Genomic DNA, 23,112 nt, shown 5'->3' with positions numbered 1-23,112 from the left:
TCAGTCCCCGCCGTCCGCTATCTCCGAGCGCGCGACCGCCGCGCCCGCGTACTCTAACACCTCTGCGGCGCCGTCCTCGGAATATCCGCGGTCGACCAAGGCCGAAACCCAGGCGCTCCGGTCCTCGTCGTCGAGGTCGGTCGCGGACACCAGCGCCGAGAAGTTGATGTTATGCTTCTTGTCCTCCCACAGCTTCCGTTCGAGGGCGCGCCGGAGGCGGTCGTTCTCCTGCGGGTCGAAGCCGCGCCCCTCGCGGGCGCGCCGCGAGATCCAGTTCGACACCTCCTGTCTGAAGTCGTCCTTGCGGTCCGAGGGCACGTCGAGCTGTTCCTCGACCGCGCGCAGGAACGTCTCGTCCGGCTCGGTCTCGCGGCCGGTCAGCTCGTCGTCGACGGTGTCGTCGTCGATGTACGCCATCACGTGGTCCATGTACTTCTCGCCCTGCCGCCGGAGCTCGTCCACGTCGTACGCCAGCGCGTGGCGCACGTCCTCGATCGCGCGCTCGCGGTACTCCTCGCGGACGGTCTCCAAGAGCCGCTCGTAGCGGCCGAGGTCGTCGGCCGCGATCGAGCCGTGGCCGCCGAGGTTCGCCTCGAAGTGATCGAAGACGGACAACGGGGAGAGGTGGCTGCGGTCGCGGTGGGTCGCGTCCATGATCGCCTCGGCGATTTCGTCGCCGACGAACCGCGCGGAGATCCCGTCCATCCCCTCGCCGACGTCGGCGGACTCGGCGGCGTCCTCCCGGAGCTTCCGCCGGTCGATCTCCTCGTCTTCGAGCTCGCCGTTGTACGCCTTCGCCTTCTCCAACAGGCTCACCGTCTCGTCGGTCGGCTCCTCCAACCGGGTGAGCACGCCGAAGAGGCCGGCCATCTCCAGCGCGTGCGGCTCGACGTGGACGTTGGGCACGTCGGCGTTGGCGAGCATCTTCCGGTAGATCTCCGCCTCGCTCTCGTACTCCAACACGTACGGGTAGTCGATCCGCTTGGTGCGGTCGTTGAACGCCTCCATCTTCTCGTCGCCGGTCTTCTCGCGGTACTCCGGCATGTTCGTCCGGCCGACGATCACTTGGTCGATGTCGATCCGCGGGTTGTTTTTCGGCTTGATCGTCGACTCCTGCGAGGCGTGGAGGAAGTCGTAGAGGAACTCCCGCTGGAGCTTGAGCAGTTCCTCGCCGGAGAACAGGCCGCGGTTCGCGTTACAGAACGCGCCGGCATAGTCGAACGCCCGCGGGTCGGACTCGCCGTAGACGGCGAGCTTGGCGTAGTTGACGTCGCCGGTGAGCTCCGTCTCGTCCTGGTTCTTCTTGTCCTTCGGCTCGAACGTCTCGATACACTCCCGGCGGTTCTCGTCTGCGACGAGCCGGACGACCTCGACGTGCTCGTCGAGGACGCGCTGGAGGTCGTCGTCGTAGTGCGCGAGCAGTTCGTTCAGGTAGAACTCCGAGGCCGGGTCCGGGTGTTGGTCGTTCCGAAGCGTGTAGGGCGCGTCGAGCCGCTCGTTCAGGTCGTCGATCACCGCCTGCCGCTGCGGCTTCGGGAGGAGGACGAGGGGGTCCTGACTCATCGGGGAGCGGACCGTGTCGTCGTCGGGGTCTTGGTCGTCGATCACCGAACAGAGGTCGACCCACCGGAAGGTGTACATCCGCCCCGCGTCCTCCCGGGTGTACGCCTCGAAGTAGCGGCGCACGAGCCAGTCGAAGTGCGACTTCCCAGAGCCGACCGGCCCCAACAGGAGCTTGATCCGCTTTTCGGGACCCAGTCCGCGGGCCCCGGACTTCACCTTGTTGACGAACTCGTGGATCGCCTCGTGGACCTCGCGGCCGTAGAAGACGTTCTCGCCGTCGTGGAGCGGGTCCTCGGCGGCGAGCGCGTACTCGGCGACGCCGCGCTCCTCGTCGTAGTGCGTCCCGTAGTGGTCGAACATGTCCGCGACGCGCTGGTGCGCGTTCCGCGCGATCCCGGGGTCGTCGTACAGCGCGTCGAGGTACCAGTCGAACGAGCGCGCCGCTCTGAGGTCGTCGGGAACCTCCGTCCGGTACTCCTCGCTGAGCCGTTCAAGCGTTTGTCGGTCTGCCATCGTATCACGTTCGCTCGGGGGGCGCGGCGGGGTCGCCGACGGTCGACGCGACGGCCGGAGCGGCCGCTCTTCGTGCGCATGTCAACAGCTCGTCGAGCCGCGAGCGGCGCGTCGTCGGGGCGCGCGTCGGTGTCGGTGGTCGCCTCGCCCGTATCCGAGGCTATATATGTGAGAGGGATTGCCACTGATAAGTATGTCGCCCGTTGACACGCATCACTCAGCGACCGGCGCCTGCGCCCTCACCGGATCCGACCGGTTCGCCGACGGTCCCTCGACCGGTTTTATCAGCGACCCGTGGGATCTACGGCGGCGGCGAGCGTCGGCTCTCTCGAATCCCTCGCGCGCGCCGGTTGGGCCCCGTTCGAGACGCGCGCTGTCCGCGCGCCCGTCGCTGAGAACCGGAACCATCGACCCCGGCACCCACCCTTTTGCGGGGCGCCGTCCCAGTACGCCTGTGACGTTCAGCATCTGCGTTCGCGAGCGGTACACCGACGAGGACGGCGACGACCAGACCCGGTTCGGCGTGGCGGTGACCACCCGCCTGCCGGGCGTCGGCACGCTGTGTCCCTTCGCCTCGGCCGACGGCGCGGTGGCGACCCAGTCGCTCGTCAACGTCGAACTGGGACGGAAGGGGATCGAGTACCTCGGCGACGGGCTCGCGGTCGACGACGCGCTGGAGGCGCTGTTGAACGCCGACGAGGGGAGCGCTCAGCGCCAGCTCCACGGCGTCGATGCCGACGGGACGTTCGCGTTCTCCGGCGACGAGTGTAACGGCTGGTACGGCCACCGGGAGGGAGAGAACTACACCGTCGCGGGCAACCTCCTGACGGGCGAGGACGTGGTCGAGGACACCGCGGCCGCCTACGAGTCCGACGCCCACGGCGACGCGCCCCTCGCCGAGCGGCTGATCGACGCCCTCGCCGCGGGCCACGCCGCGGGGGGCGACAAGCGCGAGGATCTCGAAGTCCAGTCCGCCGCGCTGCTCGTGTGTAACACGGAGGAGGAGACTGACGACCCGTACTACAACGACCTCCGGGTCGACGCGAGCGAGACGCCGGTGGCGGACCTCCGCGAGACGTACGAGACGGCCAAGCGCGGCTACGAGACCGTCTTGGAGAAGTACGCGGACGAGGAGACCGACGACGAGAGAGAAGCCGACGGGGCAACGGACGACGGTAGGGGGCCCGACGAGGCAACGGACGACGGTAGGGAGCCCGACGAGGCAACGGACGACGAGACGGAAACAGACGACGAGTAGAAGGCCCGCTACATCGACAGCCGCGCGAGGATCGGCAGGTGGTCGGAGGGGTACCGCCCGCGGTCGTCGCGGTCCGCGAGGGTCGCGAACGCCTCGACCGAAAGCTCCGGCGAGACGAGCGCGTGGTCGATCCGGCGGCCGTCGATGAGGCGGGCGAAGTCGGTGAGGCTCGTCTCCGGGCCGTGCCGGAGGTCGGCGGCAACGGCGGCGTCGCGAAGCGCGGGCGCGTCGTCGGTCGCCCCTCCGTCGACCGCTCCTCCGTCGACGGTCCCCCCGGTTCCGGCGTCGTCGCCGATGAGAATCCGGTGCGGCTCCGACCCGGGCGTACAGTTGAGGTCGCCGACGAGGACGACCGGGGCCGTCCCGTCGGCGTCGGCTTCGTCGCCCGTCGCGATCGCCGGGAGCCGCTCGCGCAGCAGGCGGGCGGACTCGCGCCGCGCCCGCGCGCTCACGTGGTCGAAGTGCGTGTTGACGACGCGGAGCGCGGCGTCGCCGTCGACGGCGCGCACTCGGGCCCACGTCGCGATCCGCGGGTGGGACGCGTCCCACCCGACCGACGGCGAGTCCGGGGTCTCGGAGAGCCAGAACGTCCCGCTCCGAGTGACTTCCCAGCGGTCGCCCCGGACGCCGATCGGGCACCCTTCGCCCTCGCCGTCGGTCGCGCGACCCCGGCCGACGAACTCGTACTCCGGGAGTCGCTCGCGGAGGTCGCGGCGCTGTCCGGGGAGCGGCTCCTGAAACGCGGCGATGTCGGGCCGGTGAAAGCGGACCAGGCGCGCGACGGCGTCTCGGCGGTCGTGCCAGGCGTCGTGGTGGTCGCCCCGATTGGCGTAGCGGACGTTGTAGCTCAGCACCCGGATCGCGGTCATTACGTCGGGGGTCGCGGGCGAGGCGATTAAAATGCGCGGAGCGCGGGACGTGTCGCGGAACGAATCGAGGCCGCCGCTTCCCGACCGCTCACACCGAGAACTCGTACAGGTCGTCGCCGACGTGGTGGATCGACTCGACGACTTTGCCGCTGTCGCCGACCATCGCGTCGCCGTCGACCATCGCGCGGCCCACCGCCAGCACCTTCCCGTGGGTCTCCTCGGCGATGACGACGAGGTCGCCCGCGCGGATCGCCTCGTCGGCCTCGACGATCCCCGGGCGCATCACGTCGGCGCCGTCGGAGACGAAGGAGATCGCCCCTGCGTCGACCGTCACGACGCCCGTCTCCGGGTCGAAGTCGTTCGCCCCCCGGACCGTGAGGAAGGGCTCGTCGTCGTCGACGTAGAAGACGGCGGGGTCGCCGTCGACCAAGACGAGCTCGTAGCCGGCGTCGACGAACTCCACGAACTCGAACGCCTCGCCGTCGATGTCGACCCCGAGGTGGTCGGCCACCGCCTCGCGGATCGCCGTGATCTCGTCGCTCCGGAGGTGGTGCCGAGATTTCACTTCCATGGGCGTTCCGTCGACCGCTCGGCCGATAAATGGACCGCTCCCCGCCTCGTCCGGGGGTCGCTCCGCGGCGGGCGCTCCGCGGCGACGGTCTCGACTCGTTGGACCGATCAAAACGGCCTTAAACCACCTCTCCATATCCATTCGTATGCTCAGCCCACTGGCGATCGTGCTCGTGGCGATCGTGAATCCCCCCGCGATCGTCCTCGCGGCGGTCGCGACGCTTCTCGTCGTCCTCGTCACCTCGGTGCGGGGGACGGGGTGGGAACCCACGACCGACGTCTCGGACGAAGTGCTCGAACACCGCGCGTCGTCGGTCCCCGAGACCGAGTTCCCGGAACCGGGTAACCGCGCGGTCGGCGGCGGCGGTGGCGGCGGCGCCATCCCGACGGGCGGCGCCGAGGGCGGGGAGGGCGAGCTCGAAGAGGGCGGCACCGTCAGCTCCGGCCCCGGTGACATCCCCGAAGACGAGGTGGAGTACTACGAGGTCGAGTTCGTCAAGCAGGGCGAGACGGTCGAGCTCTCCAACGACGAGCCCATCCTCGAACAGGGCGAAGACGAGGGGTGGGACCTCCCGTACGCCTGCCGACAGGGCCAGTGCGTCTCCTGTGCCGGGCAGATCGCGGATGGCCCCTCCGAGGACTTCGTCGAGCACGACAACCAGCAGATGCTCGAAGAGGCCGAGATCGACGACGGCTACACGCTCACCTGCGTCGCGTACCCGCGCGACTCCTTCAGCATCGAGACCGGCGAGGCGCCGTAGGCCCGTTTCCTGGTCTCGACTCTCCCACCCGTTCTCGATTCCGCGCTCGTTCCCAGTCCTTCTCGCTCGCGACACCCTTTTTCACGTCTCGGTCCAACGAGCCGTATGTCCGTCACCACGGCCCTCGTCGGGGGCGGCGGAGGCGTCGTCGTCGCGCTGATCGCCGCGGCCGTCTACCGCGACGCCGCGCGCGTCGGCGTCGACCTCGGCTCGCCGGCGGCGTGGGCCGCGCTCGTCGTGCTCACCGGCGGTGCGAGCCTCGTCACGCTACTCGCGGTTCCCGACGCGCCCCTACCCGGGGTCCTCGTGTTGACCGCGCTCGGGCCGCTGCTGTACGTGCTCGAACGCGACGACTCGCTGAACGGCGACGACCCGGCCGACCCCACGCGGCTCCCCAGCCAGTCCGGCGACGCGGCCGACTCGGGCGACGACGGGGAGCGATAGCGCGCTCGACTGCCGCCGTTCCGTCTCATCGACGATGACACAGTTCCTTTCGACGCGCCCGACGGCTCCTAAACCGCAACTTTCCATACCGTCGGCGATGTATTGGAGGTAATGAGCGACGAGAGCGACGAGAGCCTCGCGGACCGGGTCGAGCGGTGGATGGTCGGACAGATGCCGATCATCCAGATGCACGGCGGCACGAGCGTCGTGCGCGAGGCGAACCCCGAGACCGGCGAGGTCGTCGTCGAGCTCGGCGGCACCTGCTCCGGCTGCGGTATCTCGAACATCACCGCCGACAACATCCGCCGCGACCTCATCATGGACTTCGACGAGGTCGACAACGTGACGGTGCGGACCGCCTCCTCCGGCGATCAGGGCGCCTCGACGGTCGAGGGCGGTCGCGGCGGCGAGCTCCGCCACGAGACCGACTCCGCGAATCACTTCTGAACGCGGCGGGCCGTCCCGCCGCGAGGCCTCTCGATTCCGCCGCCTCTCTTATAGCGACGTGAACGGCAGCGACGCGAGCGAATCGGGGCCGTAGTCGAGCGCGTCGGCCTGCGAGACGCCGTCCGGCGTCACGAGGTCGACGACCCGCGGCGCGTTCCCGGCCGCGCCCTCGCGCGCGCCGCCGAAGACGAAGGTCCCGGCCTCTTCGGCGACCGCGCGCAAGCTGCCGCGGTCCTCCGAGCCGACGACCGGCGCCACCTCCCAGCCAGAGATGTCGCCGCCGACCGCGGACTTCGGCACCGAGACGACGGCCGTGTTCGACTCGAAGCTCACGAACACCTCCGGCGTGCCAAGGTCTCCGCCGTCGGCGTCGGTGATCCCTTTCGCGAAGCCGCTGGCGTCGATCCGGTACTGCCACGGCGCGCCGAACTCGGCGGTGAGCCCGAGATCGTCCAGCGCGCTCGTGCGGCCGCCGTTCGCGTCGGGATCGCGCAAGTAGACGAGGAAGTAGTGCGGCGAGAAGTCGCCGCCGAACGCGTCGTAGAGGTTCTCCACCTCGAATGTGAACCGGTACTCTTTCTCGGTCTCTAAGACGCGGAATGAGCGCAGATCGAACGCGCCGTCTCGGAACGCACCGTCCGTCGGGTAGATGTACTCGCCGGGCCCGTCGTCGTCGCGTTTCGGGTCGGTCAGCTCGGCGACGACGTCGCCGGGAGCGACGGTAACCGTCTCCGCGGCGAGCTCCTCGTCGGTCTCCGGGTCGCGAACGGCGACGTCGTAGGTGCCGATCGCCGTGACCCGGTAGCCGAGTTCGACCGTCTCGTCCGTCGCGTTCGGCGGGAGCCGGACGTTGGCGAGCGTCTCGACCTCGCCGTCGACGACGATCTCGACGTTCGTGCCGCCCACGAACCCGGCGTCGTTCGACCCTGTCCCCGCGATGAACGACTCGTCGAGGTCGGCCTCCTCCGCGATCTCGATCGAGATGTCCTGTTCCGGCCGCTCGTACTCCGGGAGTCGACCGATCTCGCGGCCCCGCGCCGGACGGAACCTGACAGCAGTTCCGCCGCTCGGCGCGAGCGACGCGAGCAGCGTCGTGCTCGGGGTGACGATCGCCTCGTCGATCCGGACCCCGGTCGGGTCGGCGTCGACGCCTCCTCCGATCGCGTCCGAGTAGATCTCCGCGACGTACTTCGGGCCGTCGCGGCCGCCGCCGTTCCCGTTATTCTTCCCTTTCTCCTTCCCCTTTCCGCCACCCTTGCCGTGCCCCGGCGCGTCCCCGGACTTACCGGGTGCGAGGAAGTCGAGCGGCACGTTGACCGCGCGGCCCGCCCCGTCGGTCATGACGCCGACGTACCACTCGTCGCCGTGCCGGCGGGCGATCGCGAGGTAGTCGCCGATCGCGGCGCCGACGACGCGCGTCTCGTCCCAGCCGGCGGCCGGGACGGACTCGACGAAGGAGAACTCCGGCTTCGCGTCGAAGTTCTCGTTCTCCGGAACGTACCCCTCGTACTCGGCCGGGATCGGGGAGGGCTTGCCCGACTCGGTGACGGCGACCGCGTTGAGGTTGAATCCCCCCACGTCGCCGGTGAACCCGTCTCCGCCGTCCTCGTAGTCGAGCTCGACCGCGATCTCGGTGTCGCCCGCGTCGAGTTCCACCTCGGTCGTGAACACCCGCCAGTCGTCCCAGTAGGCGGTGAAGTCGGGTTCGATCGTCCGGCTCGCGTCGCCGACGCGGAGCGTCGCTCGCGGCCCGCCGGCGTCGATCACGCGTTGCGCGTTCTCCTCCGGCGCGCTCGCGTACCGGAGGTGGAGGTCGTATGTCCCCGGCTCCTCGACGCCGCGCACGACGTACGTCACCGACGAGCCGCTCGGTGCGCGGTTAGGGTCGACGGCGACGTGGTTCGTGCCGAACGCGTCCCGCCACGTGTCGTCGGTCACCAGTCCGTCGCGCTCGCCAGCCGCGGCTTGGAGCCCCTCGCCCACCTCGAACGTCTCGTCGACGTACCCCTCGATCCGGTCGGCGGCCATCTGGAGGCCGCTGAGGTACGTCGGGTACATCGCGAGCTGCTTGGCGCGGGTCGTCTGGACCTGGTCGCCGCGGTCGTCGCCGAAGGTCACGTCGAAGATACCCGGCTGGAAGCTCACCGGGCCGGCGAGGTTCCGCGTGAACGGGAGCGTGACGTGGTGGTCGCGGCCGACGTTCGATCCGAGCTGGCCGAACCCGTCGTACTCCTGGGCCTTCACCACCTCGCGGTTCGCCACGTTCGGGTAGGTCCGGATCTCGCCGGTCGGCTTGATCCCCTCGTGGATCTCCAGCAGCTGACGGTTCGCGGCCGCCTCACGGATCGCGAGCCGGTGGTGGTTCACCGCGAGCTGGTTGTGCTGGTTGTGGGTCGGCTCGGCGCCGTCGCCGTCGATGCCGAGCCCCGGGTCCGAGACGTACCCGTTCTTGATCGAGTTGATCCCCTCGGCCTCGTACCCCGCGAACACGCCCTCGTCGAGGATCGCGGCCTCGTACTGCGGGATGTTACCGGCCGTCTCGTTGTGGATCGTCATCTCGACGGGGTCCGGCAGCGACGCGCCGAAGTCGGTCACCTCGGGCACGTCGAAGTCCGGATAGGAGTCGTCGACGCCGAAGCCGAAGCCGGTGCCGTCCCCGGGATAGGTGTCCCACCCCTCGTTCCACCCCTCGACGAGCACGCTGTCGATCCCGTTCTCGCTCGCGAAGCGCATGTACCGCTTCATGCGCTCGGTCCGCGCACCGTGGACGTACGCGGCGGGATTTCCGTCGTTCCCGGCGATCTCGTCGTCCGACTTGTACTCCCAGTTCGCCTGCCCCGCGATCATCGTCCACCAGATGCCGACGTACTTGCGGGGCTCGATCCAGTCGGCGTCCGGCTCGCCGCCCGCGGTCGGCAGCGCCGACTCGTCGAGCGGGTCGGCGAGCAGCGGGACGAGCTGCGACTCGATCAGCTCGCCCGGCCGGTCGACGACCTGTATCGTCCGCCACGGCGTCGCCGCCGGGAGGTCGAGCGAGGCCCTCGACCCGTCGGGCAGCGGCGTGAGCTCGGTCGCGAAGGCCGTCCCCCCGTCGTCGCTGCGGGGCGCGAGCGTCGCCGCCGCGTAGTCGTCGAGGTTCGCCTCGTGGACGCTGAGGTACGCGTCGCCCGCGTCCACCGTCAGCGGCGTGTGCGCGCCGGTCCGGGTCGGCGTGTCCGTCGGCCGCGTCTCGCGGCTCCCGGCCGGTATCTCCGACAGCGGCGTCTCCGCGTACTCCTGCTCGAACCGCGGATTGGTTACCTCGTTGCGGATCCACCAGGCGTCGTAGTCGGCCGCGAAGTCGACGCCGGTGTTCTCCGAGTCGATCACCGCCTTCTCCGAGTGGCTCGCGAACCCCTCCCCGAGGACGACCCGGAGGCCGACCCCGTCGTCGAACGCGCGCACTTGGAGGGTCGCGGTCCGCGCGTCTGCCGCGGGGGCGCCCGACCCGTCCGCGTCCCCGGCGGCGTCGGCGAGCCCGACGCTCAGGGCGCGGTACTCCGCGGACACCTCCTCGTACGCGCCCCACACCGGCTCCCACTCCTCGGTTGCCGACTCGCGCTCGGTGCCCGTGACCGTCACCGGGCCCGACTCCCCGTCGGCGCTCGCGCCGAACGACGGCTGATTCCGGAAGTCGAACCCGACCGTCGACGGTCCGACGTACGTTTCGCCGCCGCGAGCGACCTCGTAGGTCGGGGATCCGCCGGTGACGTCGACCGTGACCGCGATCGATCCGTCGGGCGACTCGACCGTCTGGACCGGGTCGTCCGCCTCGTTGTCGACTCGCGCGGCGTCGTCGGCCGACACGTCTCGCGAGTAGGCCGCGGCGGCGACCAGCGCCCCCACGCTCCCGAGGAACCCCCGCCGCGTCGCGCCGTCAAACGTTTGCTGTGATCGTTTCTCACGCATTCCGTCCGCAGCGTGTATGCGATGAATAATAATGTTATTGTAACGAATCGAAGTGATTGGATTTCGAAACGACCGAGTCGGCGCGCCTCGGCGTCTGGACCGCCGCCCGCCGATCCACCTCTACAGCGCGTTCTCCAGCGCCGACGCGACGCTCCGCACCTTTTCGGCCAGCGCCTCGGGGGTGTGGCCGGCCGCGACCGACTCGGCCAGCTCCTCGTCGTCGACGCGCTCGACCGTCCCGTCGGGGTGTTTCATCACGTCGACGTGGAGGTCCACGTAGCGGGCCGCGTCGGGGAACACCTCGACGGGCGTACAGACGTTGACGTACGTCCCGCGGACCGTCCCGTCGCGGCCGCGGTACGTCGTCGGGTACCACCAGCGCCCCTCCTTCAGGCTCGTCTCGGCGATGTCGCCGGCCTCGCGGTCGACGCCGAGCCCGTCGTAGGTCCCCCCGCCGGTCATCTCGCGCTCGACGGTGACGGTCCCGTCGGCGTCGACTCCCGTCACCGTCCCCTCGCCGAGGGTGATCAGCCGGCCGTCGGGCTTCCCGTGGTCGATCCGGAGCGCGTCGCCCTCGCGCGGGCCGAACGCGTCGGCCACGACCGCGAACGGGAACTCGGCGTCGGGAGCGGGGTCGCAGAGCGCCTCCGCGAGGTCGACGCCGGCCGAGGCGTCCGCCGACCCCGCCTTCACGCGGTGGTGGCCGGGCATCGTCGCGGTCGCGGTCCGCCGCGCGTCGTCGAGTCCCGACCGGCTCTCGCGGCCGAACCAGACCCAGACGCCGGCGTTCGGCGCGGCGAGCGGGGCGTCGCGGAGCCGGCTCCGGTCGCTGACGACGCCGAGCCCGTCTCCGGTCCCGTCGTCGACTCCACTCTCGTCGTCCGCTCCGGTCGCCGCGCGTAGCCCCTCGGCGGCCTCGACGGCCGCGTCGAGGCCCGCGGTCAGCGCCTCCGTGTCGGCGTCGACGGCGGCGGGCTGCCACACCGCCCGCCAGCCCGTCGGCGGTTCGAGGTCGAGCAGGTCGAGCATCCCGGACAGCTCTCGGGCGGCCTCGTCGTCCCGGGCGTCGACCCGCGTCCCGGACCCCGGTTCGAGCGCGACGAGGTCGCCGCCGACCCGCAACTCCCCGGCGAGTTCGGGGCGACGGTCCGTCCACGGCGCGGCCGACTCGCGCACCTGGACCCGGACCGCGTCCCCCGTCTCGACCCGGGCGTCGACGGCCCCGTACGGGAGGTACCCCTCGACGGCCGCGGCGGGCGTGCCCGTCACGTCGCCGCCCTCGCCGCCGACTCGCCCGCCGCCGACTCGGAGGTCGACGACCGCGCCGCCGCCGAGCGTCTCCGTCACCTCGCCGTCGAGGACGGTCCCCGGCGGCGTCGGGTCGGGCCACGCGAGCGCGTCGCGGCCCGCGTCGGTCAGGAGATCTCGGACCGCGCCGAGCGCGCCGGCGTCGCCGTGCGCGCCGACCCCCTGCCGGTCCGCGCTCGTCCCGATCCGGACGGCCGGCGGCTCGGTCCCGAACTCGGCGTCGAACCGCCGGCGGATCGGCGGCGAGGCGTCCACCACCTCGTGGCCGGCGTCGAGCAGGCGCGCGGTGAGCGCCGTCGCGTAGATGCCGCGGACGCGGGCTCGCGCCATCGTCACAGCTCCTCGCGCTCGCGCGCGAACCGCACGCGGTCGTTCACCGTGTCGCCGAGCGAGAGTTCGACGACGACTGGGGCGCCGTCGTCGGCCTCGCGGAGGACCCGCCCGCCCTCGACCGGGACGCCCCACCCGTCGAGCGAGAGGTACCCGCGGAGGTCGCTCCCGTGGGTGAACAGGTCCACGTCGGCGCTCGCGTGCTCCTGTCTCGACGCCGCGCTGTGCGCCATCTCCATGTCCGAGTAGTACGGGTCGTCGCCGTCGAAGAACTCTCGGAGGCGGTCGGCGTCGCGGGCGACGAGTTCGGCGACTCGGTCCGAGGCGTCGGCGACGGCGTCGGCGTCCAGCCCGGCCTCCTTCAGGGCGCGCTGGACCCGCGGATCGAAGTGCATACCCGACCTTCGTCCGCCGCGGTTTCAATCCTGTCGGCCGCGGAGCGAGCGCGGTCGGTGACGCATCCCGCCCACCGGCCTCAGCGCGCCCGTCCGGTTCCGCCAATCCGTTAAGTCACCGGGGGGCGAAACGGGGGCCATGCCAAGCGATGAGGACCCGATCGCGTCTCGGGCCGACGACGACCGCGACCTCTACGATGTCGCGACGTGGGAGGAGCGCACCTCCCTCGACGGGCTGTCGGTCGCGCTGTACTGGCTCCTCACGCGCTCCGCGAAGGCCGGGGTCGTCCTCGTCGCGTTCGTCGGACTCTTGGCGATCCTCGGCTCGTTCGGACTCGGGCTCCTCTTCGACCCGGCCATCGCGGTCCTCCTCGGGCTCTCCGTGATCCCCGCTCTGGGGCTGGCCGCGTACGTGTACGTCTCGGACGTGACGACCGGCGAGCCGCTGTCGCTCCTCGTGGCGACGTTCCTCCTCTCTATCCTCACCGCGACGTTCGCGGCGATCCTGAACAGCGTGCTCCAGCCGTACTTCCGGCCGCTCGGCTTCCTCGGAATCGTCGTGTTCTTCTTCGTCGTCGTCGGCCCGATAGAGGAGTCGGTGAAGCTGCTCGCGGTGCGGCTGTACGCGTACACCGACGCCCGCTTCGACGCCGTCATCGACGGCGCCGTCTACGGCGCCATCGCGGGGCTCGGCTTCGTCGTCATCGAGAACTTCGTGTACATCGCCCAGAACGTCGACATGGCGGAGCTGACGGTCGGCATCGCGGCGCTGGGCGCCGGCGACGGCATCGCCGCGCTCCGGGCGCTCGCGGGACCGGGACACGTCGTCTACTCGGCGTTCGCGGGCTACTATCTCGGGCTCGCGAAGTTCAATCCCGGGAACCGCGGCCCGATCATCGTCAAGGGGCTCGTCCTCGCGGCGGCGATCCACGCGCTGTACAACACGCTCGTCGGTCCGGTGACCGGCGTCGCCGCGGGACTCTTCGGCCTCCCGCAGGTCCTCGCGCTGTTCGGCTTCGTCATCGTCTTCCAGGGCGCGTTCGGGTACGTCCTCCTCCGGAAGATCTGGCGGTACCGCGACGCGTATCTCGACACGCGCGACGCGGTCGGCGCCGACGTGGAACCGGAGCTCGACGAGTTCGAGCAGTAGCCCGCGGGCCGTCGTCGCCGCGCTCGGTCAAGGCGCGTTCTCGACGCGCGCCCGGTCGCCGGTCCCGCCCGTCAGCGCGCTCGCGAGGGCGCCTTTCACCACGACGTCGTCGCCGAGGTCGGTGAGTCGAACCTCCGGGACGTTGATGAACACCATCTCCGGGAGCTTCTCGCGGATCGGGTCGAGGACGCGGTCGGGGTTGTTGAGCGCGACCGCGCCGCCGACGCTCACGACGAGCGGCGCGTACGCGTGGATGATGTTGGCGATCCCCATGGCGTTCCAGTGGGCGACCTGGTCGATCACGTGGTCGGCGAAGGTGTCCTCGCCCGCCGCCTCGAACACGTCGACCGCGGAGAAGTCGGGGTCCTCGATCGGGAGGATCGTCTCGATGGGGTCCTCCTCGTGGAGCTCCCGGGCGTACTTCGGGATGTTGTTGCCCGAGCAGTACCCCTCCCAGTGGCCGTCGAGCCCGCAGCCGCAGGTCATGAACCCGTGCGGGTCGACGGTCATGTGGCCGACCTCGCCGGCGTTGCCGTCCCACCCAGAGAGGACGTTCCCGTCGACGGCGACGCCCGCGCCGATCCCCGAGGAGATAGTGAGATACACCATGTCGTCGGGGTTGCGCTCGGAGTGGAACCGCTCGCCGATGACGCCCGCGATGGTGTCGTTGTGGAGGTACACCTCGTCGGTGTCGAGCAACCGACCGACCGGCCCGACGAGCGGGATGCGCTCGACCGTGTCCGGGAGGTTCGCGGGCCCCTGGACGACCCCCTCCGCCAGATCGAGCGGACCGATGGAGCCGATCCCGGCCGCGACCGCCTCGCTCGGCGCGATTCCCGCGTCCGTACAGGCCCCGCGGACCACCTCCAACACGGCCTCGGTGACGGCGATGCCGTTCGGTCCCCGCGGCGTACCCCGCGACGCGGAGCCGAGGACCGCCGCGCTCTCGTCGCCGACGGCCGCCCGGACGTTCGTCGCCCCGAGGTCGACGCCCACGTAGTACATCGGGTGTAAGCGCGGACCCGTCTCACTTAAGCGGGACGCTTCGCGCGGTCGACCGTGAATAACAAACGGGGTCCGTACCGCGAAACCGCGTTACGACGCCGGCTCGCGGACGAAGGTGACCGGGCACGGCGCCGAGAGCATGACCTCCTGCGCGACGCTGCCGAAGACGGCCTTCCCGGTCGGCGAGCGGCGCCGCCCGCCGACCACGACGCGGTCGGCTTCGAGGCCCTCGGCCGTCTCGACGACCTCGTCCGCGAGGTCTCCCACCGCGCCCCGGACGGAGTGTCGCACGCCGGCCTCGGAGAGCGCCTCCGAGAGCTCCCGGGTGGTGGTGTGTCGCTCCGCGATGGCGTCGGGCGTCGAGCTCTCGCTCTCCGGCTCAAACCCGAGCTTCGCGCTGGTCTCGTCGAACTCCTCCCTGTCGAACACGTGGGTCAACACGACCTCGGCGTCCGCCGGCTCGGCGACGGAGATGATCTCCTCGGCGAGCCGCTCGACGCGTTTCCCGTCCTCCGATCCGACCGCCAGCACGACCGTCTCAATGCTCATACACACCGTTTCGTCCCCGTACGGCTTAAAACTGCCGGAGTTTTAACTCAAATCTGAATAAATATTCACCAGATCGATCCTGACAGTCTCACCGCCGAGTGGAGCCGATTCTCGTCGGGCGATGACGCTTCCCGTGAGGAGGCGACGACGTTTCGAGGACGGTGACAACTCTCTCGCGGGGTTCAGTCGCGCGAGCGGGACGCTAGCGGGCTCCGCGCTTTCCTCGACGGACGAGAACCGGTCGCCGCAGAAACCGCTCAGTAATCGGGGGCGTCGTCCTCGACTTCGCGCTTCAGCGAGTCGCGGCGCGACTTCGCGTCGCGCCCGGTCGCCTCCAGGAGGAAGTCGTTTTTCACGTCGACGGCGTCCGCGGCGGCGTCGGCGTTCCCCTCCGCGATGACGTCCTCGGCGGGGCGCTCCTCGAAGTGGACCGCCAGCTTGTCCTTCTTGCTCCCGTACTCGGCGGCGCCCGCGACGATGCGCTCGAACACCGGGTTGTCGGGGTCGGCGACGACGTACAGCTCGTGCCCCTCCCACTCCTCGGTGCCGGTGACCTCGCCGAAGTACTCCTCGATCGAACCCTTCAGGTCCGGCATGCGGTCGTCCAGATGCTCGCCGCGGCGCATCTTGTACTCCTTCATGCCGCGACCGTTCGACAGGCCGGCGTAAACCAGTTTCGTCACGGCCGCTCGGCGGGTTCGGCCCGAACGGCCCGCTTCCGCTTCGCCTACCGAGGACGCTCGTCGACGTACCCGCGCTTACACTCCGGACAGATGTCTCCCGCGCGCATCGAACTCCCGTCCGCCGCCCGGACCATCCCGCACTCGGGACAGTAGTACTCCGTCGGGGCGTCGTCGCCCACCGTCTCCAACTCGGGGCTCTCGCCCCGGGTGATCCCCGTCCCGCCCTCGCCGCCAGCGTCGAACGTGGCGCCCTCGCCGTCGTCGGGCGCCTCGACGTACTCCGTCGCCGATTCCTGCTCTTCCCGCCCGTCCGCGGCCTCCGGGGTGAGCCCGCCGCCGAACTCGACGTCGGCGTCACCGCCCTCACCGACCTCCGCGCTGAACCCCTCGTCTTCGCCGCCGTGATCGGGCCACGCGGTCGCTCCGTCGGCGCCGGCGTCCTCCTCGTCGACCACCGGCCACGCGCCCCGCTCCCGGTCGTCGGCCGGCTCCTCGTCCTCGTCGAGGATCACGCCGTCGTCGCTCTCCGCGTCCGCCTCGTCGCCCGAGGGGGCACCGGACTCGGTCTCGGCCGGGGGCGACGGCGCGGACGCCGACTCGCCGCCCGCGCCCAACACCTCCGCGTCCTCGTCCGCCGGATCTGCTCCGTCCGGCGAGCCCGCGTCGTCCGGCGCGTCCGGACCGTCCGCCGCGCCCGTCGCCGCGTCGACGCGGTCCGCGGCCGGAGCGGCGCCGGTCGGCCCCGCCGGCTCGTCGGCCGCGGCCCCGTCGTCGAGGATCACCGCGTCGTCGCTCCCGGCTCCGGGCTCCTCGTCGAGGGTCACGCCCTCGTCCGCCGTCCCGGCGTCGGCCGCACCGACCCCTCCCGACGCCGTGCCGGGTCCGGCGCCCTCCTCGGCAGCGTCCGGGGCGTCGTCGCGCGTCGGCGCCGCGGCCGACGCGCCAGCGGTCTCGCCGCCGGCGTTCGCGGCGGCCTCGTCCGCCAGCTGCTCCATCGTCGTCACCTCGGTATTCTCGCTGACGATCTGCGTCTCGCCGCAGCGAGCGCAGGTCTTCACCTCCTTGACGGTCGTGACGACCTCGTCGCCCTCCTCCTCGCGCTCGCGCTGGAGTTCGGGTTCGCCGAAGTCGTGTCCGAGCAGACACCTGAGTCCCATTGTGCCACCCTGCGGTGCCGAGGGTAAAAAACGCCCCGTCGGCGTCCGACGCTCGGCACACGAGCATTTCTGGACGTGCCGCGGTCGGCGCTCGCGGTTCCGGTCGCCGCGCCCCGCGGACACAGACTCTTTTGTGGATCGCTCGCGTACCGTGAGTCGACATGCCTACTGTATCCTACAAGGGCGAGGAAATCGAGTGCGAGAAGGGCGCCAATCTGCGCGACGTGCTCAAAGAGGCCGGTCTCTCCGTCTACAACGGCAAGATGGAACAGCTTAACTGCCGCGGTTCCGGGTCGTGCGGCTCCTGTGCGGTCCAGGTCGACGGCGAGGTCAGCGAGCCGAGCAAGAAGGAGAAGGCCCGTCTCTGGCTCCCGCCGCACCACCCGAACCACGACGTCCGCCTCTCCTGTCAGACGAAAGTCGAGGGCGACGTCGAGGTGACGAAGGGCCGCGGGCTCTTCGGGCAACACATCTGAGCGCGGACGCGGTCGCTCTCATCTCTTCTCCGGGTACGACGCGCGCACGCGACGAGCGAGGCGCTCGTCGAGCGTAAAATACGACCGCGGCGGACGCGAGCCCGCGACGCGGACGAAAACGTTTGATACCGTGTGTCAGAGTCGCGTTCGGCGTCAGCCGGACCGACCCACCTTCTCGGATCGGCTTACTGCCGAACGACGTTCGTCGCGCGGGGACCCTTCTCGGAGGACTCGATGTCGAACTCGAGCTCTTGGCCCTCTTCGAGGTCCGGGCCGCCGACGTCTTCCATGTGGAAGAACACGTCGTCGTCCGCGTCGTCAGTCTCGATAAATCCGTAGCCGCCAGTGTCGTTGAAGAAATCAACCTTTCCGGTCGCCATTGCGAATAGAGAGAGGCCCTGTCGGGTCATAAGGATTGCGAGTGTACAGTTACCACGACTCTCTCTAGACGATCGTTTCCGAATAACCGAAACTTTATCAGCGAACACTGCCCGAACAACAGATTCGCGGCGCGAGCGAGACCGGATCGTGTCGTTCTTCGGCGCCCCACCGGACGCCGACGTTTATATTCCTCGGCGCGGAAGCGACCAACGTGTCACACGAGTACCAAGCGGACGGCCCCGCCATCACGCTCCGCGAGAACGGTCCCGCGCTGCTGGTCCCCGCGGCGTGGGGCGTCGCCGCGGCGACGGTCCTCGGTGCGGTCTCCCTCCACGCGCTGTTCGTCGCGCACGTCGTCATGAGCGCCCTGCTCGTCGCCTTCGTCGTCGCCTCGTGGCGCGACATGGCGACGGGAGTCCTCCGCGCGTGGAAGCTGGTGATCCTCGCGGGGACCCCGGTCACGCTCGCGGGCGTCCTCGGGTTCCTCGCACGCGACGGGGCCGGGCTCGCGGCCGCGCTCCCGACCGGCGCGCTCCTCGGCGTCGCCTTCTACGGCTGGATGCTCCTGCCCGCGCCGGCGTTCGTCTACACGGGGCTTCGCGACGCGACGGCCCCGCGCTCGACCGTCCACCACGCCGCGGCCGCGTGTTCGGTCGTGGGCGCGGTCGTCGCCGCGTTCGCCGGCTCCGCGGCGGGGACGGTCGCGGGCATCGCGCTCGTCGGCCTCGGCCAGACCGCCGGCATCCTCGCGGCCACGGCGCTGTACTGACCGGCGCCTCGTCTCGGAGTGGTCTATCCGGGTCCGTTGTCCAGCGCGCGCCGAAGCGCCCGTCGGTGGAACTCGACCGCCGCGTCGCGGTCGACCGGCGGGTAGCGCGGGTTCGTCACCACGCCCTCGCCGTCGACGACCGCGCTCGCGACGGCCGCGGCGCGGTGGGCACGCTCGACGCGCGGGAGCGGCGCGACGGACTCGTAGCCGTCGCGGAACGCCCGCCTGAGCGGCCCGGTCTCGGCCGCCGGCACGTACCAGTCGACGACGAGGTGTTCGGTCTTCGCGACCGACACGCCACGCGGGGCGGCCAGCGGCACCTCCCAGTCGAGGACGGCCGTCACCGCGCCGTCCGCGACGAGGGCGTTCCCCGGGCGGAAGTCCCACGGGAACAGCCGCGGATCGGTGTCGCACGCGGTCGACTCCCGGAACGCGTCCCGAAGCCGAGCGCGGAGCCCGTCGAACTCCTCGGGGAGCCGGTCGGCGTGTCGCTCCCCGAACTCCCGGAGCCACTCGTCGGCGCCGACCGGATTGCGGACGGACAGCGACGCGTCGCGTCCGAGGACCGACTCCGCGTCGATCGCTCCGCCGCCCGCCGCGCCGTCGACCGCGAGCCGCCCGCACCCCGAGAACCGAAACGCCTCGTGGAGCGCCGCGAGCCAGCGGCCGAACGCCCGCGCGACCCCCCGCCGGTCCGCCGGACCGAGGTCGACGAACGCCTCGTGGAGGTCGCGGCCGTCGACCAGCGGCGTCACGAACCACCCCGTCCCGTCGGCGACGCCCTCGCCGAGCGGCCGGGGAACTGGCACGCCCGTCCGATCGCCGATCGCCGTCAGCAGCGCCGCCTCGGTCCGGGTCGCGGCCGGCGTTTCGGAGCGTTGGACGACCACCGGCGCGGCGCTCTCGAATCGCACCACCTCCGTCCGCTTGCGGTTCCCCCGCCCGAGCGGTTCGACGCTCGCGACCGTCGCCCCCGGTCTCGCCTTGGCGAGGGCGCGACCCCTGACCGCGTCGCTCACCGACTCTCCTCCGGCCCGGTCGCCGCTGCTTCGCCTCCGGGCTCGCGGCCGTCGGCTCCGCGCCCCTCGGCCAGCAGGTCCGCGATCTCCGCTAACGAGTCGACGACGTGGTCCGGCCCGTACGCGCCGGGCGCGTCGTCGGGACTCGCGCGGAGCCACGCGGACCGGAGCCCGGCGTTGTGCGCGCCCGCGACGTCGTACGACAGCGAGTTCCCGACGTACAGCGTCTCTTCGGCATCGACCGACAGCGCCGCGGTCAGCCGCTCGAACGGTTCCGCGTGCGGCTTCCGGCGGGGCAGGTCCCCGGCGTACACGATCGCGTCGACGAGATCGTCCAACCCGAGCGCCTCGATCTTCGCCCGCTGGCGGTCCTCGGGACCGTTCGTGAGCACGCCCACGGGACCCGCCGCCGCCGCGGCCGCCAGCGCCTCGGTCGCGCCCGGTAGGTACGCCACCCGCGACTCGTCCGCGACCGCCTCGAACGCCGCCGCGAGCGCGACGGGGTCCACGTCTCTCCCGTGTTGCGCCGCCAACCGCGCGAACCCCGCGCCGAGGTAGCCGACGCGATCGTCGGGGTCCGGCGGGCCGTCGAGGAGGGGCCACAGCTCCTCCGGCTCGCCGAACGGCTCCACGCCCGCCTCCTCGAACGCCCGGCGGTAAAGGGCGTCCACGTCGTGGTCGTGGCGGCACAGCGTGTCGTCGAGGTCGAACGCCACCGCCGCGAACCGGCTCATGGACGATCGGAGGCGCCGCGCGGCGAAGTCGGTTTCGCCGAGGCGCCCGTACGCCCGGCGATGACCGATCCCGACGACACCCACGACTGCGAGACCTGCGGCGCGAGCGTCGCCGCCGCGGACGCGCGCCGGTCCGAGCCGTTCGGCGATCTGGATCCCGACACCTGGCAGACGCTGAACTGCCCGCACTGCGGCGACCGCCTCGCGACCGTCCTCGTCGACGACGAGTGACCCGCGGTCGTCCGCTCGCTGTCGCTCGCGGGTTCAGAATATGCCGCCTCCCCGATTTGAACGGGGGACAGCTCGATCTTCAGTCGAGTGCTCTCCCAGTCTGAGCTAAGGCGGCTCGCACTCACATCAATGCCGATTCGGGACAAAAGGATTTCGAAAGGCCGCGGGCGGACCGCCTCGGTCGACGCCTCGGCCCGCCCGCGTCGGTCGAATCCGGATCGACCGATCTGCCACGCGTCCTCGATATCGGACGATATCGCCGCCGATCCGCGTCGACGGCGGGGATCTCGGTTTTCGCAACGATCCCCTTTCTCCCACCCCTCCGATCGAGCGATGCCATCGCACGACCACGCCGACCACGACGCGCACCACGAACATCTCGACGCCGCGGTCGACGAGCGCGACGACTGGGCGCGCCGCCGCCGGAAAGGGATCCCGACCGATAAGAACCTCCTCGTCGTCGCCTGTATGGACGAGCGAATCCCGATCGAGGAGGCGCTCGGCATCGACCTCGGCGACGCGCAGGTGTTCCGCAACGCCGGCGGGAAGGTGACCGACGACGTGATCCGGTCGGCCGCGCTCACGACGAACTTCTTCGACACCGACGAGATCGTCGTTATCAACCACACCGACTGCGGGATGATGAGCGCGCCCGACGAGGCGATCCGCGAGGGGCTCGAAGCCGAGACGGGCGACATCGACGCCGCGGACCTCGACCCGTCGCTGCCGGAGCTCACGATCGGCGACGCCGACCTCCTCGACTGGGTGAAGATGACCGACGACATCGACGCGGCCTGCGCCGCGCAGGTCGAGTACCTCCGCGAGTCCGCGTTCATCCCGGACGACACCACCGTCTCCGGCTACGTCTACGAGGTCGAGTCCGGCGAGCTCCGCCGCCCCGACGAGCGGATCGCCGAGGAGATCAGCGAGCGGCGGGCCTGACGCCGGACGACGACGCGCCGGCCGCCAGCGAACCTGCCGTCCCGGCCTGAGGTGTGACGCTTTTATGCGCCCGCGGCGAATCGAGGCACGAAATGGATCGAGCACGCGTGTCCCCGCATCGCCGAGGTGATCCCGGTGGGCGCTGACGCCGACGCTGACGCGCCGGTGGTCGCCGGCTTCTTCTCCGGCTGCGGCGGCCTCGACTTGGGATTCGAGCGGGCGGGCTTCGACGTGGCCCTCGGGAGCGACCAGTGGGAGCCCGCGGCGGAGACGTACCGACGGAACTTCGCCGACACCGAGTTCCTCGAAGGGGACGTGCGCGAACTTGACGCCCCGGCGATCCGCGAGGCGGCCGCGGGCGCGGGCTACGACCCTGACGGCGTCGACGTGGTGATCGGCGGGCCGCCCTGTCAGGGGTTCAGCCGGCTCAACAACGAGCAGATCGAGCTCGACGAGATGGAGAAGGACCGCCGGAACACGCTGTTCGAGGAGTTCCTCCGGGTCGTCTCCGTCCTCGAACCACAGTTGGTGTTGATGGAGAACGTCCGCGACCTGATCAACCGCCAGACCAGTGACGACCGGTACGTGAAAGACCTCATCGTCGACGAGTTCGCGGCGCACGGCTACAAGTGCGAGTACCGAGTGCTGGAGGCCGAACAGTACGGCGTCCCCCAGAAGCGCCGCCGGATCTTCTTCATGGGCACCAATCGCGACGTGCCGATCCGCTTTCCTGAGCCGACGACGCCCGAGGGGCACTGGCGCACCGCCGGCGAGGCGCTCGCGGACGCGACCGACGACCTCCCGAACATGACGTACGCCGACACCGGCGAGAAGACGCTCGAACGCATCCGTCACGTTCCCCCGGGCGGTTACTACCGCGACCTCCCCGACCGCCTGAAGACGAAGAAGTACCAGTGCGACTGCGAGGACACCGACACCTGCCCGCACGAGCCGGAGATCGTCAAGCGGTACGGGACGTACCTCCGCCGGCTCGACCCCGAGGAGCCGTCGCTGACGGTGAGCACGAACGTCTTCATCCACCCCAGTGAGGACCGGTACCTCACGCCCCGCGAGATGGCTCGGCTCCAGACGTTCCCCGACGAGTTCGTCTTCGAGGGGACGAAGACCGACGTGATGAAACAGATCGGCAACGCCGTCCCGGTCCGGCTCGGCGAGGAGCTGGCGACGCAGCTGCTGGAGTACTACCCCGAGATCCGGGACGCGCCCCCCGCCGACCCCGACGTGTACGAACAGCAGTCGCTGACTGACTTGGCCTGAGATCGTTTTTAAATAGTGATCGGTGGTGCGGTGCGGAATTTCAAAATCCTGGCGGTCTATTTATAAACAGGCGCCGGTGGATCAGTGGTGAACACCTCCAAAGTCCCAGCCGGGAGGCGGGCGCACGCTCGCTGCGCTCCTCGTCACTCCGTTCGCTCCCTCACTGCGGTGCTTGCGTCACCTGCGCCCGCCTCCCGGCTGCCCTTTTGATACTGTCAGCTAAATATTCTTTAGGTTAGAGTGTGATTAGCAAGTATGTCCACGCTTGACGCCGCCACTCTTGACGACCTCCGCGACGCTCTCGCGGAGGTCGAAGATAAAAAGCCGACACA

General features: G+C 70.5%; 23 protein-coding genes and 1 tRNA gene. 10 read left to right on the top strand and 14 right to left on the bottom strand.

What is annotated here, in order from left to right:
* Positions 1-2,076 carry a PrkA family serine protein kinase gene (locus EXE41_RS15290; protein WP_137691447.1) on the bottom strand — a complete coding sequence of 692 codons (2,076 nt, stop codon included), beginning with the start codon at positions 2,074-2,076 and terminating at the stop codon, positions 1-3.
* Positions 2,077-2,530: 454 nt separating this feature from the next.
* Between EXE41_RS15290 and EXE41_RS15285 the strand changes: the two genes are divergently transcribed.
* Complete coding sequence (locus tag EXE41_RS15285) at positions 2,531-3,334, top strand: DUF1028 domain-containing protein (RefSeq protein ID WP_137691446.1); 804 nt, start codon at positions 2,531-2,533, stop codon at positions 3,332-3,334.
* An 8-nt stretch (positions 3,335-3,342) separates the two neighbouring features.
* Here EXE41_RS15285 and EXE41_RS15280 read toward each other — a convergent pair whose 3' ends face one another.
* Entirely contained in the window at positions 3,343-4,203 is an 861-nt protein-coding gene (locus EXE41_RS15280; RefSeq protein WP_086216787.1) for an endonuclease/exonuclease/phosphatase family protein, read from the bottom strand.
* Positions 4,204-4,291: 88 nt separating this feature from the next.
* Positions 4,292-4,774 carry an RNA-binding protein gene (locus EXE41_RS15275; RefSeq protein ID WP_049932869.1) on the bottom strand — a complete coding sequence of 161 codons (483 nt, stop codon included), beginning with the start codon at positions 4,772-4,774 and terminating at the stop codon, positions 4,292-4,294.
* 145 nt (positions 4,775-4,919) lie between these two features.
* On the opposite strand from EXE41_RS15275, the gene EXE41_RS15270 reads away from it, so the two are divergent.
* The 3 genes from EXE41_RS15270 to EXE41_RS15260 all read left to right on the top strand — a co-directional run bounded on the left by EXE41_RS15270 (position 4,920) and on the right by EXE41_RS15260 (position 6,425).
* On the top strand, positions 4,920-5,534 hold the full coding sequence (locus tag EXE41_RS15270) for a 2Fe-2S iron-sulfur cluster-binding protein (RefSeq protein ID WP_137691445.1): 615 nt from the start codon (positions 4,920-4,922) through the stop codon (positions 5,532-5,534).
* A 105-nt stretch (positions 5,535-5,639) separates the two neighbouring features.
* Positions 5,640-5,978: a hypothetical protein gene (locus EXE41_RS15265; protein WP_049932867.1), complete on the top strand. Its 339-nt coding sequence runs from the start codon at positions 5,640-5,642 to the stop codon at positions 5,976-5,978.
* A 111-nt stretch (positions 5,979-6,089) separates the two neighbouring features.
* Entirely contained in the window at positions 6,090-6,425 is a 336-nt protein-coding gene (locus EXE41_RS15260; RefSeq protein ID WP_049932866.1) for a NifU family protein, read from the top strand.
* Positions 6,426-6,473: 48 nt separating this feature from the next.
* On the opposite strand, the gene EXE41_RS15255 is transcribed toward EXE41_RS15260, so the two are convergent.
* The 3 genes from EXE41_RS15255 to EXE41_RS15245 all read right to left on the bottom strand — a co-directional run bounded on the left by EXE41_RS15255 (position 6,474) and on the right by EXE41_RS15245 (position 12,406).
* Complete coding sequence (locus EXE41_RS15255; protein WP_137691452.1) at positions 6,474-10,310, bottom strand: glycoside hydrolase family 97 catalytic domain-containing protein; 3,837 nt, start codon at positions 10,308-10,310, stop codon at positions 6,474-6,476.
* Between the two features lie 183 nt (positions 10,311-10,493).
* Positions 10,494-12,011, bottom strand: a complete 1,518-nt coding sequence (locus tag EXE41_RS15250) for a DUF402 domain-containing protein (protein WP_137691444.1) — start codon at positions 12,009-12,011, stop codon at positions 10,494-10,496.
* A 2-nt stretch (positions 12,012-12,013) separates the two neighbouring features.
* Positions 12,014-12,406 (bottom strand): hypothetical protein, encoded by a 393-nt coding sequence (locus EXE41_RS15245; protein ID WP_094583666.1) that lies wholly within the window; start codon positions 12,404-12,406, stop codon positions 12,014-12,016.
* Between the two features lie 139 nt (positions 12,407-12,545).
* Between EXE41_RS15245 and EXE41_RS15240 the strand changes: the two genes are divergently transcribed.
* A complete protein-coding gene (locus EXE41_RS15240) occupies positions 12,546-13,556 on the top strand; it encodes a PrsW family intramembrane metalloprotease (protein ID WP_049932863.1) in 1,011 nt (336 codons plus the stop codon).
* A gap of 27 nt (positions 13,557-13,583) precedes the next feature.
* On the opposite strand, the gene EXE41_RS15235 is transcribed toward EXE41_RS15240, so the two are convergent.
* From EXE41_RS15235 to EXE41_RS15220, 4 genes are all read right to left on the bottom strand, one after another.
* Entirely contained in the window at positions 13,584-14,561 is a 978-nt protein-coding gene (locus tag EXE41_RS15235; RefSeq protein ID WP_049932862.1) for an ROK family protein, read from the bottom strand.
* A 90-nt stretch (positions 14,562-14,651) separates the two neighbouring features.
* Complete coding sequence (locus tag EXE41_RS15230) at positions 14,652-15,110, bottom strand: universal stress protein (RefSeq protein WP_086220329.1); 459 nt, start codon at positions 15,108-15,110, stop codon at positions 14,652-14,654.
* Positions 15,111-15,367: 257 nt separating this feature from the next.
* Complete coding sequence (locus EXE41_RS15225) at positions 15,368-15,751, bottom strand: DUF5611 family protein (RefSeq protein WP_086220328.1); 384 nt, start codon at positions 15,749-15,751, stop codon at positions 15,368-15,370.
* A gap of 86 nt (positions 15,752-15,837) precedes the next feature.
* Positions 15,838-16,950 (bottom strand): hypothetical protein, encoded by a 1,113-nt coding sequence (locus EXE41_RS15220; RefSeq protein WP_137691443.1) that lies wholly within the window; start codon positions 16,948-16,950, stop codon positions 15,838-15,840.
* A 161-nt stretch (positions 16,951-17,111) separates the two neighbouring features.
* On the opposite strand from EXE41_RS15220, the gene EXE41_RS15215 reads away from it, so the two are divergent.
* The gene (locus EXE41_RS15215; protein ID WP_049932858.1) at positions 17,112-17,426 is read left to right on the top strand and encodes a 2Fe-2S iron-sulfur cluster-binding protein; all 315 of its coding nucleotides are present in this window, start codon (positions 17,112-17,114) and stop codon (positions 17,424-17,426) included.
* A 185-nt stretch (positions 17,427-17,611) separates the two neighbouring features.
* Here EXE41_RS15215 and EXE41_RS15210 read toward each other — a convergent pair whose 3' ends face one another.
* A complete protein-coding gene (locus tag EXE41_RS15210) occupies positions 17,612-17,806 on the bottom strand; it encodes a cold-shock protein (protein WP_004599158.1) in 195 nt (64 codons plus the stop codon).
* A 212-nt stretch (positions 17,807-18,018) separates the two neighbouring features.
* Between EXE41_RS15210 and EXE41_RS15205 the strand changes: the two genes are divergently transcribed.
* Positions 18,019-18,576, top strand: coding sequence for a hypothetical protein (locus EXE41_RS15205; protein ID WP_241987262.1), 558 nt, complete (start codon positions 18,019-18,021; stop codon positions 18,574-18,576).
* Between the two features lie 23 nt (positions 18,577-18,599).
* Here EXE41_RS15205 and EXE41_RS15200 read toward each other — a convergent pair whose 3' ends face one another.
* Together EXE41_RS15200 and EXE41_RS15195 are read right to left on the bottom strand one after the other, a co-directional pair.
* Complete coding sequence (locus EXE41_RS15200; RefSeq protein ID WP_086220325.1) at positions 18,600-19,595, bottom strand: phosphotransferase family protein; 996 nt, start codon at positions 19,593-19,595, stop codon at positions 18,600-18,602.
* The gene (locus EXE41_RS15195) at positions 19,592-20,329 is read right to left on the bottom strand and encodes an HAD family hydrolase (RefSeq protein WP_086216516.1); all 738 of its coding nucleotides are present in this window, start codon (positions 20,327-20,329) and stop codon (positions 19,592-19,594) included. Before EXE41_RS15195 ends, EXE41_RS15200 begins: the two co-directional genes overlap by 4 nt.
* 60 nt (positions 20,330-20,389) lie before the next feature.
* Between EXE41_RS15195 and EXE41_RS19385 the strand changes: the two genes are divergently transcribed.
* Positions 20,390-20,560, top strand: coding sequence for a hypothetical protein (locus EXE41_RS19385; RefSeq protein WP_167373096.1), 171 nt, complete (start codon positions 20,390-20,392; stop codon positions 20,558-20,560).
* Positions 20,561-20,601: 41 nt separating this feature from the next.
* On the opposite strand, the gene EXE41_RS15190 is transcribed toward EXE41_RS19385, so the two are convergent.
* Positions 20,602-20,675, bottom strand: a tRNA-Phe gene (locus EXE41_RS15190).
* 218 nt (positions 20,676-20,893) lie between these two features.
* On the opposite strand from EXE41_RS15190, the gene EXE41_RS15185 reads away from it, so the two are divergent.
* A complete protein-coding gene (locus EXE41_RS15185) occupies positions 20,894-21,502 on the top strand; it encodes a carbonic anhydrase (protein WP_049932855.1) in 609 nt (202 codons plus the stop codon).
* A 129-nt stretch (positions 21,503-21,631) separates the two neighbouring features.
* Entirely contained in the window at positions 21,632-22,780 is a 1,149-nt protein-coding gene (locus tag EXE41_RS15180) for a DNA cytosine methyltransferase (RefSeq protein ID WP_394334821.1), read from the top strand.
* Positions 22,781-23,112 lie beyond the last annotated feature (332 nt).

Origin of the sequence: Halorubrum sp. SD690R, assembly GCF_005435035.1 — an archaeon.
In the GTDB taxonomy this organism is placed as follows: Archaea; Halobacteriota; Halobacteria; order Halobacteriales; family Haloferacaceae; genus Halorubrum; species Halorubrum ezzemoulense.
The sequence above is the reverse complement of the archived record's forward strand: the minus strand, read 5'-3'. Positions and strand labels throughout refer to the sequence as shown.

Coding starts and splice junctions, on each gene's coding strand:
- EXE41_RS15290 (WP_137691447.1), bottom strand. CDS start 2,076: ATGGCAGACCGACAAACGCTTGAACGGCTCAGCGAGGAGTACCGGACG.
- EXE41_RS15280 (WP_086216787.1), bottom strand. CDS start 4,203: ATGACCGCGATCCGGGTGCTGAGCTACAACGTCCGCTACGCCAATCGG.
- EXE41_RS15275 (WP_049932869.1), bottom strand. CDS start 4,774: ATGGAAGTGAAATCTCGGCACCACCTCCGGAGCGACGAGATCACGGCG.
- EXE41_RS15270 (WP_137691445.1), top strand. CDS start 4,920: ATGCTCAGCCCACTGGCGATCGTGCTCGTGGCGATCGTGAATCCCCCC.
- EXE41_RS15265 (WP_049932867.1), top strand. CDS start 5,640: ATGTCCGTCACCACGGCCCTCGTCGGGGGCGGCGGAGGCGTCGTCGTC.
- EXE41_RS15260 (WP_049932866.1), top strand. CDS start 6,090: ATGAGCGACGAGAGCGACGAGAGCCTCGCGGACCGGGTCGAGCGGTGG.
- EXE41_RS15250 (WP_137691444.1), bottom strand. CDS start 12,011: ATGGCGCGAGCCCGCGTCCGCGGCATCTACGCGACGGCGCTCACCGCG.
- EXE41_RS15245 (WP_094583666.1), bottom strand. CDS start 12,406: ATGCACTTCGATCCGCGGGTCCAGCGCGCCCTGAAGGAGGCCGGGCTG.
- EXE41_RS15240 (WP_049932863.1), top strand. CDS start 12,546: ATGCCAAGCGATGAGGACCCGATCGCGTCTCGGGCCGACGACGACCGC.
- EXE41_RS15235 (WP_049932862.1), bottom strand. CDS start 14,561: ATGTACTACGTGGGCGTCGACCTCGGGGCGACGAACGTCCGGGCGGCC.
- EXE41_RS15230 (WP_086220329.1), bottom strand. CDS start 15,110: ATGAGCATTGAGACGGTCGTGCTGGCGGTCGGATCGGAGGACGGGAAA.
- EXE41_RS15225 (WP_086220328.1), bottom strand. CDS start 15,751: ATGAAGGAGTACAAGATGCGCCGCGGCGAGCATCTGGACGACCGCATG.
- EXE41_RS15220 (WP_137691443.1), bottom strand. CDS start 16,950: ATGGGACTCAGGTGTCTGCTCGGACACGACTTCGGCGAACCCGAACTC.
- EXE41_RS15215 (WP_049932858.1), top strand. CDS start 17,112: ATGCCTACTGTATCCTACAAGGGCGAGGAAATCGAGTGCGAGAAGGGC.
- EXE41_RS15210 (WP_004599158.1), bottom strand. CDS start 17,806: ATGGCGACCGGAAAGGTTGATTTCTTCAACGACACTGGCGGCTACGGA.
- EXE41_RS15195 (WP_086216516.1), bottom strand. CDS start 20,329: ATGAGCCGGTTCGCGGCGGTGGCGTTCGACCTCGACGACACGCTGTGC.
- EXE41_RS19385 (WP_167373096.1), top strand. CDS start 20,390: ATGACCGATCCCGACGACACCCACGACTGCGAGACCTGCGGCGCGAGC.
- EXE41_RS15185 (WP_049932855.1), top strand. CDS start 20,894: ATGCCATCGCACGACCACGCCGACCACGACGCGCACCACGAACATCTC.